This is a genomic window from Cupriavidus sp. LA-1 (assembly GCF_055385985.1).
This window is the reverse complement of record NZ_AP031388.1, coordinates 728722-744728: the sequence shown is the minus strand read 5'-3', so window position 1 is coordinate 744728 and position 16007 is coordinate 728722. Positions and strand designations below refer to the sequence as shown.

General features: G+C 69.6%; 15 protein-coding genes and 1 pseudogene. 13 read left to right on the top strand and 3 right to left on the bottom strand.

All coding sequences use genetic code 11. The features are described from left to right. Window positions 1-84 precede the first annotated feature (84 nt). From ACZ5MJ_RS22480 to ACZ5MJ_RS22445, 8 genes are read left to right on the top strand one after another with little or no spacing between them, the layout of a single operon-like run. Window positions 85-1278, top strand: coding sequence for an acyl-CoA dehydrogenase family protein (locus ACZ5MJ_RS22480; RefSeq protein WP_464225855.1), 1194 nt, complete (start codon window positions 85-87; stop codon window positions 1276-1278). 24 nt (window positions 1279-1302) lie between these two features. Continuing rightward, window positions 1303-3057, top strand: a complete 1755-nt coding sequence (locus tag ACZ5MJ_RS22475) for an FAD-dependent oxidoreductase (protein WP_464225854.1) — start codon at window positions 1303-1305, stop codon at window positions 3055-3057. Further along, complete coding sequence (locus tag ACZ5MJ_RS22470; RefSeq protein WP_115215225.1) at window positions 3054-3590, top strand: flavin reductase family protein; 537 nt, start codon at window positions 3054-3056, stop codon at window positions 3588-3590. The genes ACZ5MJ_RS22475 and ACZ5MJ_RS22470 overlap by 4 nt, the downstream gene beginning before the upstream one ends. 19 nt (window positions 3591-3609) lie before the next feature. Next, entirely contained in the window at window positions 3610-5316 is a 1707-nt protein-coding gene (locus tag ACZ5MJ_RS22465) for an FAD-binding protein (protein ID WP_464225853.1), read from the top strand. Continuing rightward, on the top strand, window positions 5300-6064 hold the full coding sequence (locus tag ACZ5MJ_RS22460; RefSeq protein ID WP_464225851.1) for an SDR family oxidoreductase: 765 nt from the start codon (window positions 5300-5302) through the stop codon (window positions 6062-6064). Before ACZ5MJ_RS22465 ends, ACZ5MJ_RS22460 begins: the two co-directional genes overlap by 17 nt. Window positions 6065-6091: 27 nt before the next feature. Further along, a complete protein-coding gene (locus tag ACZ5MJ_RS22455) occupies window positions 6092-7159 on the top strand; it encodes a 2Fe-2S iron-sulfur cluster-binding protein (RefSeq protein WP_464225850.1) in 1068 nt (355 codons plus the stop codon). 1 nt (window position 7160) lies between these two features. Then, window positions 7161-8792 carry a FadD3 family acyl-CoA ligase gene (locus ACZ5MJ_RS22450; RefSeq protein WP_464225849.1) on the top strand — a complete coding sequence of 544 codons (1632 nt, stop codon included), beginning with the start codon at window positions 7161-7163 and terminating at the stop codon, window positions 8790-8792. A 17-nt stretch (window positions 8793-8809) separates the two neighbouring features. Beyond that, window positions 8810-9256: a nuclear transport factor 2 family protein gene (locus ACZ5MJ_RS22445; RefSeq protein ID WP_464225847.1), complete on the top strand. Its 447-nt coding sequence runs from the start codon at window positions 8810-8812 to the stop codon at window positions 9254-9256. 77 nt (window positions 9257-9333) lie between these two features. Here ACZ5MJ_RS22445 and ACZ5MJ_RS22440 read toward each other — a convergent pair whose 3' ends face one another. Continuing rightward, on the bottom strand, window positions 9334-10200 hold the full coding sequence (locus tag ACZ5MJ_RS22440; RefSeq protein WP_464225846.1) for an SDR family NAD(P)-dependent oxidoreductase: 867 nt from the start codon (window positions 10198-10200) through the stop codon (window positions 9334-9336). A gap of 235 nt (window positions 10201-10435) precedes the next feature. On the opposite strand from ACZ5MJ_RS22440, the gene ACZ5MJ_RS22435 reads away from it, so the two are divergent. From ACZ5MJ_RS22435 to ACZ5MJ_RS22425, 3 genes are read left to right on the top strand one after another with little or no spacing between them, the layout of a single operon-like run. Continuing rightward, window positions 10436-10855: a nuclear transport factor 2 family protein gene (locus ACZ5MJ_RS22435; RefSeq protein WP_464225845.1), complete on the top strand. Its 420-nt coding sequence runs from the start codon at window positions 10436-10438 to the stop codon at window positions 10853-10855. Next, window positions 10852-11709: an SDR family NAD(P)-dependent oxidoreductase gene (locus ACZ5MJ_RS22430; RefSeq protein ID WP_464225844.1), complete on the top strand. Its 858-nt coding sequence runs from the start codon at window positions 10852-10854 to the stop codon at window positions 11707-11709. Before ACZ5MJ_RS22435 ends, ACZ5MJ_RS22430 begins: the two co-directional genes overlap by 4 nt. A 26-nt stretch (window positions 11710-11735) precedes the next feature. Further along, window positions 11736-12494: an SDR family oxidoreductase gene (locus ACZ5MJ_RS22425; RefSeq protein WP_464225843.1), complete on the top strand. Its 759-nt coding sequence runs from the start codon at window positions 11736-11738 to the stop codon at window positions 12492-12494. Window positions 12495-12539: 45 nt separating this feature from the next. On the opposite strand, the gene ACZ5MJ_RS22420 is transcribed toward ACZ5MJ_RS22425, so the two are convergent. After that, a complete protein-coding gene (locus ACZ5MJ_RS22420; RefSeq protein ID WP_464225842.1) occupies window positions 12540-13439 on the bottom strand; it encodes an NAD-dependent epimerase/dehydratase family protein in 900 nt (299 codons plus the stop codon). A gap of 43 nt (window positions 13440-13482) precedes the next feature. After that, window positions 13483-14313, bottom strand: a complete 831-nt coding sequence (locus ACZ5MJ_RS22415; protein ID WP_464225841.1) for an SDR family NAD(P)-dependent oxidoreductase — start codon at window positions 14311-14313, stop codon at window positions 13483-13485. 200 nt (window positions 14314-14513) lie between these two features. On the opposite strand from ACZ5MJ_RS22415, the gene ACZ5MJ_RS22410 reads away from it, so the two are divergent. Together ACZ5MJ_RS22410 and ACZ5MJ_RS22405 are read left to right on the top strand one after the other, a co-directional pair. Next, a complete protein-coding gene (locus ACZ5MJ_RS22410) occupies window positions 14514-15701 on the top strand; it encodes a helix-turn-helix transcriptional regulator (protein ID WP_464225840.1) in 1188 nt (395 codons plus the stop codon). Window positions 15702-15815: 114 nt separating this feature from the next. Next, a pseudogene (locus ACZ5MJ_RS22405) lies at window positions 15816-15995 on the top strand (EthD domain-containing protein); the annotation flags it as partial. Window positions 15996-16007 lie beyond the last annotated feature (12 nt).

The window sequence follows — 16007 nt, the reverse complement described above, 5'->3', positions numbered from 1 at the left end:
CTAGTCCCAACAGACGATGGCACCCCGCACCACCGGTGCAAACATCGATGCCAGCCACAAAAACGAGGCAACAAGGAGACCGCGGTGCATCACGACAACAATCCCAAGGAACTGGCGGCACGGCTGATCGCGCGCGCCGAGCAGATGATCCCGGTACTGGCCGAGCGCGCAGAGCAGGCCGAGGCTGCAGGGCGCATTCCCGCCGAGACCATCGCCGAGATGCAGGCCGCGGGCTTCTTCAAGGTGCTGCAGCCCCGCCGCCACGGCGGCTACGAGCTGGATCCGCAGACCTTCTTCCGCATCCAGATGGCGCTGGCCAAAGGCTGCATGTCCACGGCCTGGGTCTACGGCGTGGTCGGCGTGCACAACTGGCAGCTGGCCCTGTTCGACGAGCGCGCGCAGCAGGAAGTGTGGGGCAGCAACCCCGCCACGCTGATCGCGTCGACCTATATGCCGGTGGGCAAGGTCACGCCGGTGGACGGCGGCTATCGCTTCTCCGGCCACTGGAAGTTCTCGAGCGGCAGCGAGCTGTGCGACTGGATCTTCCTGGGCGGGCTGGTGCCGCCGGCCGAGCCGGGCGGCGCCTACGACTACCGCACCTTCCTGCTGCCGCGCTCCGACTACAGGATCGTGCGCAACTGGGATGTGCTGGGCCTGCGCGCGACCGGCAGCCACGATATCGTGGTCGACGACGTGTTCGTGCCCGACTACCGCACCCACCGTGCCGTCGATGGCGCGATGGGCACCAGCCCGGGGCTGGCCGTCAATGACGCGCCGCTGTACCAGCTGCCGTTCGCGCAGATCTTCGTGCGCGCGGTGTGCACCGCCTGCATCGGCGCGCTCGAAGGCACGCTCGACGACTTTGTCGCGTACGCCGACGGCCGCGTCAGCAGCAATGGCGGCAGCAAGACCGCAGAAGACGGCGGCGCGCAGATGGCTTGCGCCAATGCACAGGTGGCCATCGACGAGATGCGGACCATCCTGGAGCGCAATTTCGACGAGCTGCTGGCCGTTGCGCGCGAGGGCGGCCAGGTGCCGACGCCGCGCCGCCTGCATTTCCGCTACCAGTCCGCGCAGGTGGCCGAGCGCTGCGCGCAGCTGGCCAACGGCCTGCTGCGCTATGCCGGCGGCAACGGCATCTACCGCAGCAACCCGATGGTGCGCCGCTTCCTCGACCTGCATGCGGCCCGCGCCCACTACGCCAACAACCTGGACCGCTTCGGCCAGAACCTGGGCGGCGTGATGATGGGGCGCGCCAACACTGACTTCTTCATCTGAGCCGCACCGGCACGGGGACCCAACATGAGCCAGAGCAGAGCGCGCATGCAGCCCAGCGAGTTTGACGTGGTGGTGGTTGGCTCGGGCGCCGGCGGCATGCTGGCCGCCTGCCGCGCCGCCGACCGCGGCCTGTCGGTGGTGGTGCTGGAGAAAAGCAGCCAGTACGGCGGCACCTCGGCGGTGTCCGGCGGCGGCATCTGGATTCCGCTGAACCACCATATCGCGCCGGCAGGCGGGCAGGACGACTACGCCACGGCCCTGGAATACGTGCTGGCCTGCACCGGCGAGCACGGCGATCCGCAGCGCGTGCGCGCCTACCTGGAGCAGGCGCCGCGCATGCTCCAGTACCTGGAGCAGCAGGCCGGCGTGCGGTACTACACGCTGCCGCGCTACGCGGACTACTTCCAGAAGCTTCCGGGGGCGATGCCCGGCTACCGCGCGCTCGACCCGATGCCGTTCGACGGCGCGCGCCTGCGCGAGGAATTCGCGCGGCTGCGGCCGCCCTCGCCGGGCACGCTGGTGGGCGGGCGCGTGGCCGTGACCTCGGCCGAGGCGCATGTGCTGCTGTGCCGCGGGCCCGGCTGGCTGGGCCTGGCGGTGCGCCAGTTCGCCCGCTACTGGCTCGATCTGGGCTGGCGCCGCAAGACCCGGCGCGACCGCCGGCTCACGCTCGGCAACAGCCTGGCCGGCGGGCTGCGGCGCGCCATGATGGACCGCGCGATTCCGCTGTGGCTCGATACCGCGCTGCAGGACCTGATTGTCGAAGACGGCACCGTCCGCGGCGTGCGCGCCGTGCAGGACGGGCGCGTGGTCGAGATCCGCGCGCTGCGCGGCGTGATCCTGGCCGCCGGCGGCTTCGAGCGCAACCAGGCGATGCGCGAACAATACCTGCCGCAACCGACCCGGGCCGCCTGGAGCGCGACGCCGCCCAACAACACCGGCGACGCCATCCGCGCCGCCCAGGCCGCAGGAGCCGGCGTGGCGCTGATGTCCCATGTCTGGGGCGCGCCCACCGTGCATGTGCAGGGTGAGGAAAAGCAGCGCGCGCTCTTTATCGAGCGCGCCATGCCGGGCTGCCTGGTGGTGAACGGGCAGGGCCGGCGCTTCGTCAACGAGGCCGCGCCGTATTCCGAGTTCGTGCCCGCCATGTACCGCGACCACGAAAAGACCGGCAACAGCGTGCCGGCGTGGATGGTGTTCGACGCCACCTTCCGCCACAAGTATCCGTGCGGGCCGATCCTGCCCGGTTCGGTCATGCCGGACCGCAGCATTCCCGCAAGCCTCGCCGGCATTCTGGTGCGCGCCGACACGCTGGCACAGCTGGCGCAGCAGATCGGTGTCGATGCCGCTGGCCTGGCCGAGAGCGTGGCGCGCATGAACGGCTACGCGGCCACCGGCGTGGACGAGGAGTTCGGCAAGGGCGACAACCTGTTCGATACCTACTACAGCGACCCTGCGGTGCGGCCCAATCCCTGCCTTGCGCCGATCGGCAAGGCGCCGTTCTACGCGGTGCGCATCGATGCCGGCGACATCGGTACCAAGGGCGGCCTCGCGACCGACGCCAGCGCGCGCGTGCTGCGCGACGACGGCTCAGCCATCGCCGGCCTCTTCGCCATCGGCAATACCAGTGCCTCGATGATGGGCACCAGCTATCCCGGCGCGGGCTCCACCCTGGGCCCGGCCATGACCTTCGGCTTTATCGCTGCCGACGTGCTCTCGCAGCACCCGCGCCAGCCTGCCGCCGCGCCCCACGCTCAAACTGTACAGGAGGCCCTATGAGCGCCAGTCCCGACACCAGCGCAGAAACCAGCACCGCGCTGCGCGAAGACATGCTGATGGCGATGCGCCGCATGGCGCGCTCGGTGGCGGTGATCAGCTGCCGCCATGGCGAGCGCCGCTATTCGATGTCCGTGACCGCGGTCGATTCGCTGTCCGCGGACCCGCCCTCGCTGCTGATCTGCATCAACCGGAATTCGTCGATCTACCCGCCGCTGGATGCCGGCGCGGACTTCTGCATCAACCTGCTCGCCGCGGACCACCGCGATATCGCGGTCGATTGCAGCGGCCGGCTCAAGGGAGAAGAGCGCTTCACCAGCGGCGAGTGGGAGGACGACCTGCTCGGCGTGCCGAGCCTGCGCAACGCCCAGGCCAACCTGTTCTGCCAGCAGGATGGCCGCTTCGACTATGGCACGCACGCGGTCTTCATCGGGCGGCTGCGCGAAGTGCGGCTGGCCGGCGAGGTGTCGCCGCTGGTCTATGTCGACGGTGCCTATACCACGTCCGCGCCGCTGGGTGCGCTGTGTTCGGCATAAACCCTGGAGCGCCGGCAGCATGCATCCCTTGCCCGATTCCGTCACGCCAGTCCACGCACCGCTGCGCCTGGACGATCCGGACGCGCACCCGTGGCAGACCACCTGCGACGCCGTGGTGGTGGGCTTCGGCGCCGCCGGGGCCTGTGCCGCGCTGGAAGCCGCGCACGGCGGCGCGCGCGTGATCATTGCGGAACGCTTCGAAGGCGGTGGTGCCAGTGCGAAGAGCGGCGGGGTGGTCTATGCCGGCGGCGGCACGGCCTACCAGTCCGCCGCTGGCTATGCCGATACGCCGCAGGCGATGGCCGGCTACCTGCGCCAGGAAACGGGCGGGGTCGTCAGCGAGGCCACGCTGCAGGACTTCTGCCAGCGCAGCCGCGAGATGATCGGATGGCTGGAAGGCCTGGGCGTGCAGTTTGCTGCCACCGTGCCGCCGCGCAAGACCTCGTATCCGGCGCAGCCCTACTACCTGTACTACTCCGGCAACGAAGCGGTGGCTGCGTATGCGCAGCATGCCGCGCCCGCGCCCCGTGGTCACCGCGTGAAAGGCCCCGGCATGTCCGGCCGCACGCTGTATGGCGTGATGCGCGCCGCCGTGCAGGCCCGGCCGGAAGTGACGGTGATGCGCCAGACCGCGGCGCGGCGGCTGATCCTTGACAAGAATGGGGCGGTCGTCGGTATCGAGCTGTGGCAAGTGCCACCGGGACGCCTCCAGAAGCGCCACGCCCGCCTCGCGCGCCTGGCCGAGCGCCTGCACAATGCCATGCCGGCGCTGGCCGACCTGCTGCGCGAGCGCGTGCTGCAGCTTGAACTGCGCCATGCGCGCCCGGTCGCGGTGCGCACCGGCGCGGTGGTGCTGGCCACCGGGGGCTTTATCTTCAACCGCGCCATGGTGGCGCGCCACGCGGGCAAGTACCTGCAGACCTGGCGCCTTGGCGCAACCGGCTGCGACGGCAGCGGCATCCGCCTCGGCGAGTCGGCCGGCGCGGCCACGCGGCACCTCGAGCGCGTGTCGGCCTGGCGCTTCATCAATCCGCCGTTCGACTGGGCACGCGGCTGCGTGGTCGATGCGCAGGGCGCGCGCATCGGCAACGAGGAAACCTATGGTGCCACCCTTGGCCACGCCATCTGCGAACGACACGGCGGGCGGGCCTGGCTGATCCTGAACCGCGAACTGGCGCGCACCGCCTTGCGCGAATGCCTGAGTGGCCGGCTGTGGGCCTTCCAGGCCTTGCCGGCGGCACTGCTGATGCTCGCGGGGGCGCGGCGCGCCGCCAGCCTCGAAGCGCTTGCCGGCAAGCTGGGCATGCCCGGCGCCGTGCTGCGGGCCACCGTCGATGCCTGTAACGCCGCGGCCCGCGGCGAGATTCCCGATCCGGCCGGCAAGTCGGCGGCCATGTGCGCGTCGCTTGAAACCGGACCCTGGCTTGCCATCGACATCTCGGCCAACAGCCGCGTTTTTCCGTGTCCGGCGATCACGCTGGGCGGCCTGTCGGTCGAAGAGTGCAGTGGCCGCGTGCTGGCCGCGGCCGGCGGGGCACCCATTCCAGGGCTCTATGCCGTAGGCCGCAATGCTGTCGGCATCGCATCCAATCATTACGTAAGCGGCCTGTCGCTTGCCGACTGCATCTGGTCGGGACGTAACGCAGGCCGCCATCTGACACGACAGCCCGCCGCTGACCGGGGGGCACACACCAACGAGGAGACAACGCATGAACCGACGTACTGAAGGAAAGATCGCCATTGTCACCGGGGCCGCCAGCGGCGTCGGCAAGGAAGACGCACTGCTGCTGGCGCGCGAAGGCGCGCGCGTGGTGCTGACCGACCTCAACGAGGAAGCCGGCCATGCGCTGGCGCGCGAGATCGGCGAGACCGCGCTGTTCGTGCCGCACGACATCGCCAGCGAAGCCGGCTGGCAGCAGGTGATGGCGCGCACTGAAAAGCAATTTGGCGCGCCCAGCGTGCTGGTCAACAATGCCGCCATCCTGATGCTGGGTTCGGTCGAGGACGCCACGCTGGAGCAATGGCAGCGTGTGATGCGCATCAACGCCGACGGCTACTTCCTCGGCTGCAAGTACGGCGTGGCCGCGATGAAGGCGGGCGGCGGCAGCATCGTCAATATGTCGTCGGTGGCGGCGCTGGGCGGCATGGGCGCGTTCTGCGCCTATAGCGCAAGCAAGGGCGCGGTGACCGCGCTGACGCGCGCGGTGGCGGGGCATTGCAAGCAGAGCGGCTACCGCATCCGCTGCAACTCCATCCACCCGGACGGCATCCTCACGCCGATGACCGCGGCCTTCCTGCCGGGCGGCGCCACGGCCCTGCCGGAAGAGGTGGGCGGCGCCGAGCCGATGCAGCGCATGTGCCACCCGCGCGACGTGGCCAATCTGGTGCTGTTCCTGGCCTCCGACGAATCGCGCTTTATCAACGGCGCGGAACTGCGCATCGACAACGCGCAGACCATCATGGGCGTGGCCTGAGCGCGCCCCAAGCAGAAGAAGGACATCATGGCGCCAGTGCAATTCCACCGGCTGCAGATCGCCGAAGTCGTCACGGAAACTGACCAGGCGCATTCGCTGGTATTCGCGCTGCCGGACGGCCTGCGCGACACGTTTTCCTACCGTCCGGGCCAGTTCCTGACCTTGCGCGTGCCTGTCGACGGCGTGCCGCTGCAGCGCTGCTATTCGCTGTCGAGCACGCCGGGTGTCGACGGCGCCTTGCGCGTGACGGTCAAGCGCGTGCAGAGCGGGCGCGTGTCCAACTGGATCTGCGACCACCTGGGCGCGGGCGATACGGTCGAGGTGATGCCGCCCGCCGGTGTCTTCACCCCGCCCGCGCTGCATGGCGATTTCCTGCTGCTGGCCGGCGGCAGCGGCATCACGCCGGTGCTGTCGATCGCCAAGGCGGCGCTGCGCCACGGGCGCGGCGCGGTCACGCTGGTCTATGCCAACCGCGACGAGCACTCCATCATCTTTCGCGAGGCGCTCGCGGAACTGGCGCGCAGCCATCCCGGACGGCTGCGCGTGATCCACTGGCTGGACAGCGTGCAGGGACCGCCCACGCAGCGCCAGATCGAGGAACTGGTGCGGCCGTGGAGCGTGGCGCAATGCTTTGTCTGCGGCCCCGGCCCGTTCATGGACGGCGCCCAGGCCGCGCTGCAGGCCCTGGGGGTACCGCGCGGGCAGCTGCATGTGGAGCGCTTCGTGTCCTTGCCCGATGCGCCGGCGATGAAGATGCCGGCAAGCGAGGCCGCCAGCGCGGGGGATCCCGCCCCGGCGTCTGCGGCGCCAGCGATGCGCGGTGCCGCGCTGACCGTGCAGCTGGACGGCGAGACCCACCACGTCGGCGTGGCGCCGGACGAAACCGTGCTCGATGCCCTTCAACGCGCCGGCGTGGCCGCGCCCAATTCCTGCCGTGCCGGGCTGTGCGGCGCCTGCATGTGCCAGGTGACGCAGGGCGACGTGACGCTCGGCGAGAACCATGTGCTCGACCGCGCCGACCTGGAGGCGGGCTGGACCCTGGCTTGCCAGGCCCGCCCGGCCAGCGGTGAAATCCACCTGAAGTTCCCGGATTGACATGACCCCATCTGACACCATCGACGCCCTTGTGGCACCGGCCGGCAACGAAGCCGCGGCAAACGACGACATTGCGGGGACCATTCCCGAACTGGTGCGGCGCGCCGCCAGGCGCCACGGCGAGCGTATCGCCATCCAGGAAGACGGGCTGCGCCTGACCTACGCCGCGCTCGATGCCAGCCGGATACAGGCGGCCCGGGCGCTGATGGCGCTGGGCGTGCAGCCGGGCGACCGCGTTGCCGTGTGGGCGCCGAACTACTCCGAATGGATCATCGCGGCGCTGGCCACGCACAGCGTGGGCGCTGCGCTGGTGCCGCTCAACACGCGCATGAAGGGGGCCGAAGCCGGTGCCGTGCTGGCCGACAGCGGCGCGCGCCTGCTGTTCTGCGTCGACGCCTTCCTCGGCGAAAGCTATCCGCTGATGCTGGCCCCGCACCGTCCCGCCACACTGGAGCGGCTGGTGATCCTGCGCCCCGGGCAGGGCAGGGTGCCCGGCCCCGACGAGCTGGCATGGGAAGCCTTCCTCGCGCTGGCGCCGCAGGCGGACATGGCGACGTTCGCAAAGCGCGAGGCCGGCGTGCGCGGCGACACGCTGATGGACATCATGTTCACCTCGGGCACGACCGGGCGGCCCAAGGGCGTGATGACCGCCCACGCGCAGAACCTGCGCGCCATCGACGGCTGGGCCGCCATCACGGGGGTGCGGCCGGGCGACCGCTACCTGATCGTCAATCCGTTCTTCCATACCTTCGGCTACAAGGCCGGATGGCTCGCCGCGCTGTCGCGCGGGGCCACGGTGCTGCCCCACCTGGTGTTCGACGCCGAGGCCGTGATGACGCGCGTGGAGAACGAAGGCATCACGGTGCTGCCCGGGCCGCCGACGCTGTACCAGACCCTGCTCAACGCGCCGCGCCTGCGCGAATTCGACCTGTCTTCGCTGCGCGTCGCGGTGACCGGCGCCTCGGCGATCGCGCCCGTTCTGATCCAGCGCATGCGCGACGAACTGGGCTTCGACACCATCATCACCGGTTACGGCCTGACCGAATCGTGCGGCTTTGCCACGCTGACCCGCGCCGGCGATGACGCCGAAACCGTCGCCGCCACGTCGGGCCGCGCCATGCCGGGCATCGAGATAGCTTGCGTCGACGCGCAGGGGCAGCCGGTCGCCACCGGCGAGCCGGGCGAGGTGCTGGTGCGCGGCTACAACGTGATGCGGGGCTACTTCGGCTTGCCCGAAGCCACGGCCGAGACCATCGACGGCGACGGCTGGCTGCATACCGGCGATGTCGGCACGCTCGATGCGCGCGGCTACCTGCGCATCACCGACCGCATCAAGGACATGTTTATCGTGGGCGGCTTCAACTGCTACCCGGCCGAGGTCGAAAAGCTGCTGGTGGCTCACCCGGCCGTGGCCCAGGTGGCCGTGGTGGGCATGCCGCACGAGCGGCTGGGCGAAGTGGGGCGCGCCTACGTGGTGCTGCGCCACGGCGCGCGCGTGGACGCCGACACCCTGATCGCCTGGGCGCGCCGGCACATGGCCAACTACAAGGTGCCGCGCGAGGTACTGTTCGTGACGTCGCTGCCGGTCAGCGCGGCAGGCAAGGTGCTGAAGTACCAGTTGCGCGAAGCCTGATGAGCGAGGCATCCACCATGACCGACATCGCCTCCATCGCCGGGCGCCTGGCGCGGCTGGAAGCCGCGGAGGCGATCCGCGCGCTCAAGCTGCGCTACCTGCGCGCGTGCGATGACAAGGATCCCGATGCCATGCGCGCCTGCTTCGTGCCGGACAGCGCGCATATCCACTATGACCGGATCGGCAGCTTCGCCGGGCGCGACGCGCTGGTGCAGTGCTTTGCCGAGCTGGCGTGCCGGCCCACGCTGCGGGAGATGCATTTCGCGGGGCAGGCGGATATCCGCGTGCTGGATGACAACACGGCGCGGGGTAGCTGGGACCTGGCGTACCTGGCGCTGGATGATGCCAGTGGTTCGCGTACGTTCCTGACGGGGCGCTATGCGGATGAGTATGCGCGGCTCGATGGGACGTGGCTGATCCGGTCGACGGTGTTTACGACGGGGTTGTTGTCGGAAGGCACGTAGGCAGACTCGCGGTTTGCTCCCCTCTCCCGCTTGCGGGAGAGGGGAGCGTATGCCAGAGGTGGCAGCCGGTTCGATCGCTATTCCACAATCGCCGGATGCACCGGCGGCGGCCCGCCCAGTGCCTGCCGGTACGACGGCGGCTGCACCCCTTCGGCATCGGCGATGCCATAGGCCAGCGCCGCCTCGGCGCCGATCAGCACCTGGCCGGATTTTTCCATCAACGCGGGATCGCGGTACAGCGCATCGATAATGCGGCCCGTGAATTCCGGCGTCTCCGCCACCGGCGCGAAGGCCGCGTACTTGTCCGGATGCTTCTCCCACACCCGCAGGGTGCGGGCCGTGCGCAGCGGGCCCATCCACAGCGATACCGCCGCCACGCCGTAGGGCCGCAGGTCCACCGCCATGTCGTGCGCGAACTTGTCGATGCCCGCCTTCTGGGCGCCGTAGGCCGGGCCGTGCATATAGCAGTTGGCGCCGAATGACGAAGTGAACACGATCAGCCCGCGGCCTTGCCCGGCCATGATGGGCGCGGCATGCCAGCTGGCCACATAGCCCGAGCGCAGGCCCACGTCGAGGATGCCGGCCATCTCCAGCGGCTTCTGCCAGAAGGGCCCCGGCATGATGAGCTCGTCGTGCAGGAAGGCCGCATTGTTCACCAGGATGTCGATCCGTCCGGATTCCTCGCGCACACGCCCGAACAGACGCGCCACCTGCGCATCGTCGCGATGGTCGCACGCGACCGCGATGCCGCGCCCGCCCAGGGCATCGATTTCGCGCGCCGTGGCGTGAATGGTGCCGGGCAGCGGCGCGCTGCCTTCCTGCTCCGTGCGTCCGGTCACGTACACCGTGGCGCCTGCCGCGCCGAGCGCCAGCGCGATGCCCTTGCCGGCACCGCGCGAGCCGCCCGTGACGACGGCGACGACGGCCTGTTCCGCCTGCTTCATGTCTGTCTCCTGTGTCAGTGATGCGCAGGCTCCGCCCGGGCCGCCCGCGTCCATCGAAGCTTGGGGCGGGCGCGGCGTCGCATCATCCTTCGTTCGGACTAAGCGGTACCCGCGGCGGCTACCCCACTCGGACGATGGCCCCCGGCGCAGCAAGGCCGACGATAGTCGCCATCCCAACGACCGCCCGCGCGGCGTAGCGCGGCACCGGCGGTCACAACAAGGAGTGAGACTGGCCATGTCCGAACTGGAGCACAAGCAAGCCATCCATGCCCTGACCTGCCGCTATGCGCAGGCGGTGGACCGGCGCGATTTTCCGAGCCTGGCGGAACTGTTTACACCGGATGCGCGGCTGACCGGGCCGGGCTTCCGCATGGACGGAGCGCAAGCCATCGCTGACGGCATGACAGCGCTCGGCCAGTACCGCGCCACGCAGCATCACGTGCACCAGCAGGTGGTCGAAGTCGACGGCGACACCGCGACCGGCGAGACCTATTGCGTGGCCAACCACCTGTACGAACAGGACGGCGTGCCGCGCAAGCTCGACTGGGGCATCCGCTACCAGGACCGCTTCGAGCGACGCGGCGGCCAGTGGCGCATTGCCGCGCGCGAGCTGCTGGTGGACTGGACGCAGGACCTGCCGCTGCGGGGGGCATGATGACGACCATTCGTGTACTCGGAGGCAAGACCGCGCTCGTTACCGGCGGCGCCGGCGGCATCGGTGCCGCCAGCGCGCTGGCGCTGCTGCGCGATGGCGCCGCCATCGTACTCATGGGACGGCGGCGCGAAGCGCTGGAAGCGGCACGGCGCAGGCTGTGCGCGGAGGTGGCTGGCGCCACCGTGGCAATCAGCGTCGGCGACGCGTGCCGCGAGGATGACGTCCAGGCTGCGCTGCAGCAGGCCTGGGAGCTGGAGCGACGCCTCGATATCGTCGTGGCGACGGTCGGCGGCGGCGGCTTCCGTCCCATGCTGATGCACGACACCGCATCGCTGATGGCGGAGCTGGAGTTGAACATCGCCAGCGCATTCCTGGCTGTGCGTCACGCGTCACCGCTGATGGCGCCGCATGGCGGCGCCATCGTCTGCATTTCGTCGAACGCGGCGCGCATGACCTGCCGCTGGCTGTCGGCGTACTGCGCCGCCAAGGCAGGCCTAGAGGCCTTCGTGCGCGCGGCGGCGGAGGAACTGGCCGGATGCGGCATCCGCGTCAATGCGGTGCGCCCGGGCCTCACCCGCTCCGGCGCGACCGGCCCGATGTTCGACAACCCGGCCATCCTCGACAAGTTCGTGGCGCAGATGCCGCTGGGCCGCGCCGGCGAGCCGAACGACATCGCCAGTGCGGTGCGTTACCTGGCCGGGCCGGAATCGGGCTGGGTGACGGGCCAGAGCATCGCCGTCGATGGCGGCAGCGAGCTGCGCGGTAATCCCATCCTCGATGAAACCGTGGCGGCGGTCTACGGCGAAGCCGCGTTGCGCGCGGTGCTGGCCGGCAGGATTCCCGACGCCGGCTGAAGCGGACCAACCAAGGAGAGAGAACAATGAATCAAGTCAAGGACAAGGTCGCGCTCATCACCGGCGCGGCCAGCGGGGTAGGCCGCGCCGACGCGCTGCTGCTGGCGGCCGAGGGCGCGCGCGTGGTGCTCAGCGATGTCAACGAGGAGGCCGGGCAGGCGCTGGCGCGCGAGATCGGCGATGCGGCGCTGTTCGTGCGCCACGACATTGCCAGCGAGGAGGACTGGCGCAAGGCCATGGCCGCCACGCAGGACCGCTTCGGCCGGCTCGACGTGCTGGTCAACAATGCGGCCATCTGTCCGCTGGGATCGATCGAGGAGACCTCGCTCGACACCTGGCGCCAGGTCATGCGGGTCAATGCCGACGGCTACTTCCTCGGCTGCAGGTTCGGCGTCGAGGCGATGAAGGGCAACCCGGCCGGCGGCTCCATCATCGTGATGTCGTCCGTGGCGGCCCTCGGCGGCCTGCCGATGATGTGCGCCTACAGCGGCGCCAAGGGTGCCGTGACCGCGCTGACCCGCAGCGTGGCCGTGCACTGCAAGCGCAACGGCTATCGCATCCGCTGCAATTCGATCCACCCCGATGGCATCTGGACGCCGATGACGCAGGCCTTGGTGCCGGACCTGGATGCGGCGGCGCTGGGCATCGGCACGGACCCGATGGCACGCATGTGCCAGCCGGAGGATGTGGCCAACCTGGTGCTGTTCCTGGCTTCGGACGCGTCGCGCTTCATCAACGGTGCGGAACTGCGCATCGACAACGCGCAACTGATCTCGGGGCTGTAGCACCTGCCGCGGCGGCCGGCTTGCGCGAGCCGCCGCGGTGGTGCCTTAGCTGTACTGCGCCACGATCTCGCTGACCGTGCGCAGGATGTCGCGGCGGCGATAGCCGAGCAGGGCGGTCTCGGCCGCATCGGGCTCATAGTAGAGCGTGTTGCCGCGGCCGAAGCAGATGGCCGAGTCCGGCAGCAACGGATGTTCCTGGTCAATCACAGGCGGCACCGGGCGGCCCGCATCGCGGAAGAACGCGCCAAAGTAGTCCTGGAAGGTCAGGTTCTCGTCGCCCACGAGGTAGGCCTTGCCGTTCTCGCCGCGCAGCAGTGCGCCTTCGATCGCTTCCGACAGCGACGTGGCCGAGATGAAATTGACGCCGCCGGGCGGCGCGAAATCCGGCATCGGGGCAAAGCCGCCGCGGGCGTAGTCGGTATAGGCCCTGAACATCGGCACCGTCAGGCCCGGCACCGTGCCCACGACGAACGGGGCATTGACGCTGCCGACGCGGAAGGCGTGCGTCGCCAGCGCGCGCACGCCTTCATCGGCCAGCTTGCGCGAGCGGATATACGCGTTGCCCTCGACCAGCGACGGCGCTGCCTGCGGATAGAAGCTGCCGACGTGGACGGCGACCCGGATGCCGGCATCGCGCGCCGCGCGGAAGAAGCGCGGCACGCCCTCGACGTTGGCGCGCTCCCAGTGTGCCGCCTCGTCGCCGCCAGGCGGCACGTGGCGCACATCGTTGCCGGCGGCGAAAACCAGCGCATCGAAGGCGCCGAGTTGCGCCGCGGGCAGGTCGTTGGCGATGTAGTCGCAGCGCAGGAAGTCCAGCCCGCCCAGCGGCGTGCCGGCGGCGGGGCGGTTGCGGCCCGCGATGGTGACATCGTGCCCGCGGCTGCGCAGGTGCAGGGCCGCGTGGCCCCCGATCATGCCAGTGCCACCGACGATCAGTATCTTCATGCTTGTCTCCTTGGTTGGGTGGTGTGGCCGCGTGGCGCGGCCATCAGAGGTTCATGCCGTTGCCGGCGACGACCGGCATGTTGGTCCACGCCCCGTTGGGGTCGCGGTACCAGCCGGCGGCGGCCAGGGCGCCGCCGTTGACATGCAGCGCGGTGCCGGTGATCCAGGCGGCGCGCGCGCTGGCCAGGAACAGGATGCCGTCGGCAATGTCCTGTGGCGTGCCGAAGCGGCCCAGCGGGATCCAGCGCGGGATATGGTGCTGGTGCTCCGGGGCAACCATCTGCGACACCGGCACCTGCGGCGTTTCGGTGGTCTCGGGAGCAATCAGGTTGACGCGGATGCCCGCCGGCGCCAGCTCCAGCGCCAGGCTCTGCGTGAAGCCTGTGAGGGCGGCCTTGAAGGCTCCGTAGACGCTGCAGTACGGAATGCCGCGGAAGCCTTCGATCGACGACACGCTGACGATGCTGCCGGCGGCGCTGTGCCGCAGCAGCGGCAGCATGGCGCGCGTGACGGTGAAGACGTGGCCGAGGTTGGCGGCGTAGAGGCCGGCGATCTCGTCGTCGGTGTAGTGCTCGAAGGGCTTGGCGATACGCAGGAAGTCGCCGACGTTGTTGACCAGCACGTCGAGCCGCCCGAACCGCTGTTCGGTCCGCGCGGCGAGTTCGCGTACGGTTCCGGCATCGGTAGCGTCACCCTGTACCACCAGCACATCGGCGCCGGACTTTGCCAGCAGCGTGTGGGCATGGTCGGCGCGCTGCGCGTCGATCTCGATGATCGCGACGCGCGCACCCTGTTGCAGGAAGGCTTGCGCGGTGGCGAGCCCGATGCCGGCGCCGCCGCCGGTGACCAGCACGGTCTTGTCGGTGAAATCCATCTGAGTTGCTCTCCTTGGGTTGCACTGCGGGGATGCCTGCATTGGATCGGCGCCAGACCGGACGGACATCGTCCGATTGCAGGTCAGGGAAAACACCGAGGGCCGCACGGCGGCGGGCGGTATCCCTATAATCGGCCCTGCCCCAGGGTGCCGCAGAGCGCCGGTGAGCACACATGTGGTGTGGAATCAGGAGACAGAGAATGTTGAAGGCGACCCTTGAGGCGCGGGAAATGGCGTCGCCTTTGCTCGCGCAGTCCGGCATGAGCGTGACGCAGTTCAGCGCGCTGCTGTCCGCGATCTATGAAGGGCCGATGGAACCCGTGCCCTGGGGGCACGCGCTGGAAATGCTGCGCCAGCAACTTGACGCCAGCTACGTGAGCCTGATCCTGCGCTCGCCCGCCAGCGACCGCAGCGGCCTGGCGGTGCATGCGTCGGAGCACGGCACCTCGCTGGAGGCGGAGGCGTCATACAACAGCTACTACTACGCCATCGATCCCTTCATCAACCTGCCCACCGACCGGGCCGTGACGGTAGACGAAGCGATGGGCGCCGGCAGCTGGTGCCGCAGCGAGATCTACCGGCAGTTCCTGCAGCCGCTCGGCGTCCGCTACCTGCTGGGCGCGGACATTCGCACGGACGACGGGGTCGAGTGCCGGCTGCGCGTTTGCCGCCAGCACGACGCGCAGGACTTCTCCGAGGTGGAGAAGGCGGCATGCGCCACCATCCTGCCGCACCTGAGGCGTGCGGTGCGGCTGCATTCCAGGCTGGATGTGGTCGAATCAGAGCGCAGCCTCTACGCGGGCGCGATCAACCGCATGCTGGTAGGCATGGTCATCCTTGACGCAGCCGGCACGATCCTGAAGAAGAATCCGGAAGCCGACGAGATCCTTGCGGAGAACGACGGCATCCGCCTCAACGGCGGCAACTTCGAGATCGCCTACGCACAGGAAAGCCGCAAGTTCCAGTACCTGCTGCGCCGCGCCCAGATGGGGCACCATGGCAGCGCGCCGGCGCTGGCCGAAGCCATGTCGATCACCCGCCCCTCGGGGCGCGGCAAGCTCGGCGTGCTGATCCGCACCATTCCGCTCAGCGAATGGTCGGAAGATCACCGGCATCGCCCGGCCTGCGCGGTCTTTATCCGCGATCCCGAGCGCAAGTCGCGCGCCTCGCACGAGGTGGTGCGCAAGCTGTTCGACCTTACGCCCGCCGAAACCGCGCTGGCGCTGGTGCTTGCCGACGGCATGACGCTTGACGAAGCCGCGGAGGCGCTGGGCACCAGCAAGAACACGGCGCGCGCCCACCTGCGCGCGATTTTCTCCAAGACCGGGGTCACGCGGCAGGCCACGCTGGTGCGCATGCTGCTGAGCAGTGTCGTGGCGCTCGGCTGAGCGCCAGGGCGTTATCCACGCGCGCGTGTTCCAAGGCACGCGTGGCTCCCTTCCCCATCGGTCCTCCTAGTCCGAATGGAGGATGAGACGCGCCATCCACTTCCCTATCCGACAGAGTGCTTCCCCGCCGCGGCTATGACCGACCCGCAGGCGTGCTTCGATGCCGCCGGCGACGAAGTCAAGTTCCGGCGCAGCCTGCAGGCCATGATCGGGAGCTGCCAGCGCTTCATTGACTTCGACAGGATCGACCTGGTCCCCGCCAGCCAGTACATCGTACGCCCGGCAGCGGCCTGACTATTGCGCCGG

Bases quoted from the DNA above. Each gene is read 5' to 3' on its own strand.
- ACZ5MJ_RS22435 (WP_464225845.1), top strand. From the start codon at position 10,436: ATGTCCGAACTGGAGCACAAGCAAGCCATCCATGCCCTGACCTGCCGC.
- ACZ5MJ_RS22470 (WP_115215225.1), top strand. From the start codon at position 3,054: ATGAGCGCCAGTCCCGACACCAGCGCAGAAACCAGCACCGCGCTGCGC.
- ACZ5MJ_RS22425 (WP_464225843.1), top strand. From the start codon at position 11,736: ATGAATCAAGTCAAGGACAAGGTCGCGCTCATCACCGGCGCGGCCAGC.
- ACZ5MJ_RS22465 (WP_464225853.1), top strand. From the start codon at position 3,610: ATGCATCCCTTGCCCGATTCCGTCACGCCAGTCCACGCACCGCTGCGC.
- ACZ5MJ_RS22415 (WP_464225841.1), bottom strand. From the start codon at position 14,313: ATGGATTTCACCGACAAGACCGTGCTGGTCACCGGCGGCGGCGCCGGC.
- ACZ5MJ_RS22430 (WP_464225844.1), top strand. From the start codon at position 10,852: ATGATGACGACCATTCGTGTACTCGGAGGCAAGACCGCGCTCGTTACC.
- ACZ5MJ_RS22440 (WP_464225846.1), bottom strand. From the start codon at position 10,200: ATGAAGCAGGCGGAACAGGCCGTCGTCGCCGTCGTCACGGGCGGCTCG.
- ACZ5MJ_RS22455 (WP_464225850.1), top strand. From the start codon at position 6,092: ATGGCGCCAGTGCAATTCCACCGGCTGCAGATCGCCGAAGTCGTCACG.
- ACZ5MJ_RS22450 (WP_464225849.1), top strand. From the start codon at position 7,161: ATGACCCCATCTGACACCATCGACGCCCTTGTGGCACCGGCCGGCAAC.
- ACZ5MJ_RS22420 (WP_464225842.1), bottom strand. From the start codon at position 13,439: ATGAAGATACTGATCGTCGGTGGCACTGGCATGATCGGGGGCCACGCG.
- ACZ5MJ_RS22460 (WP_464225851.1), top strand. From the start codon at position 5,300: ATGAACCGACGTACTGAAGGAAAGATCGCCATTGTCACCGGGGCCGCC.
- ACZ5MJ_RS22410 (WP_464225840.1), top strand. From the start codon at position 14,514: ATGTTGAAGGCGACCCTTGAGGCGCGGGAAATGGCGTCGCCTTTGCTC.
- ACZ5MJ_RS22445 (WP_464225847.1), top strand. From the start codon at position 8,810: ATGACCGACATCGCCTCCATCGCCGGGCGCCTGGCGCGGCTGGAAGCC.
- ACZ5MJ_RS22475 (WP_464225854.1), top strand. From the start codon at position 1,303: ATGAGCCAGAGCAGAGCGCGCATGCAGCCCAGCGAGTTTGACGTGGTG.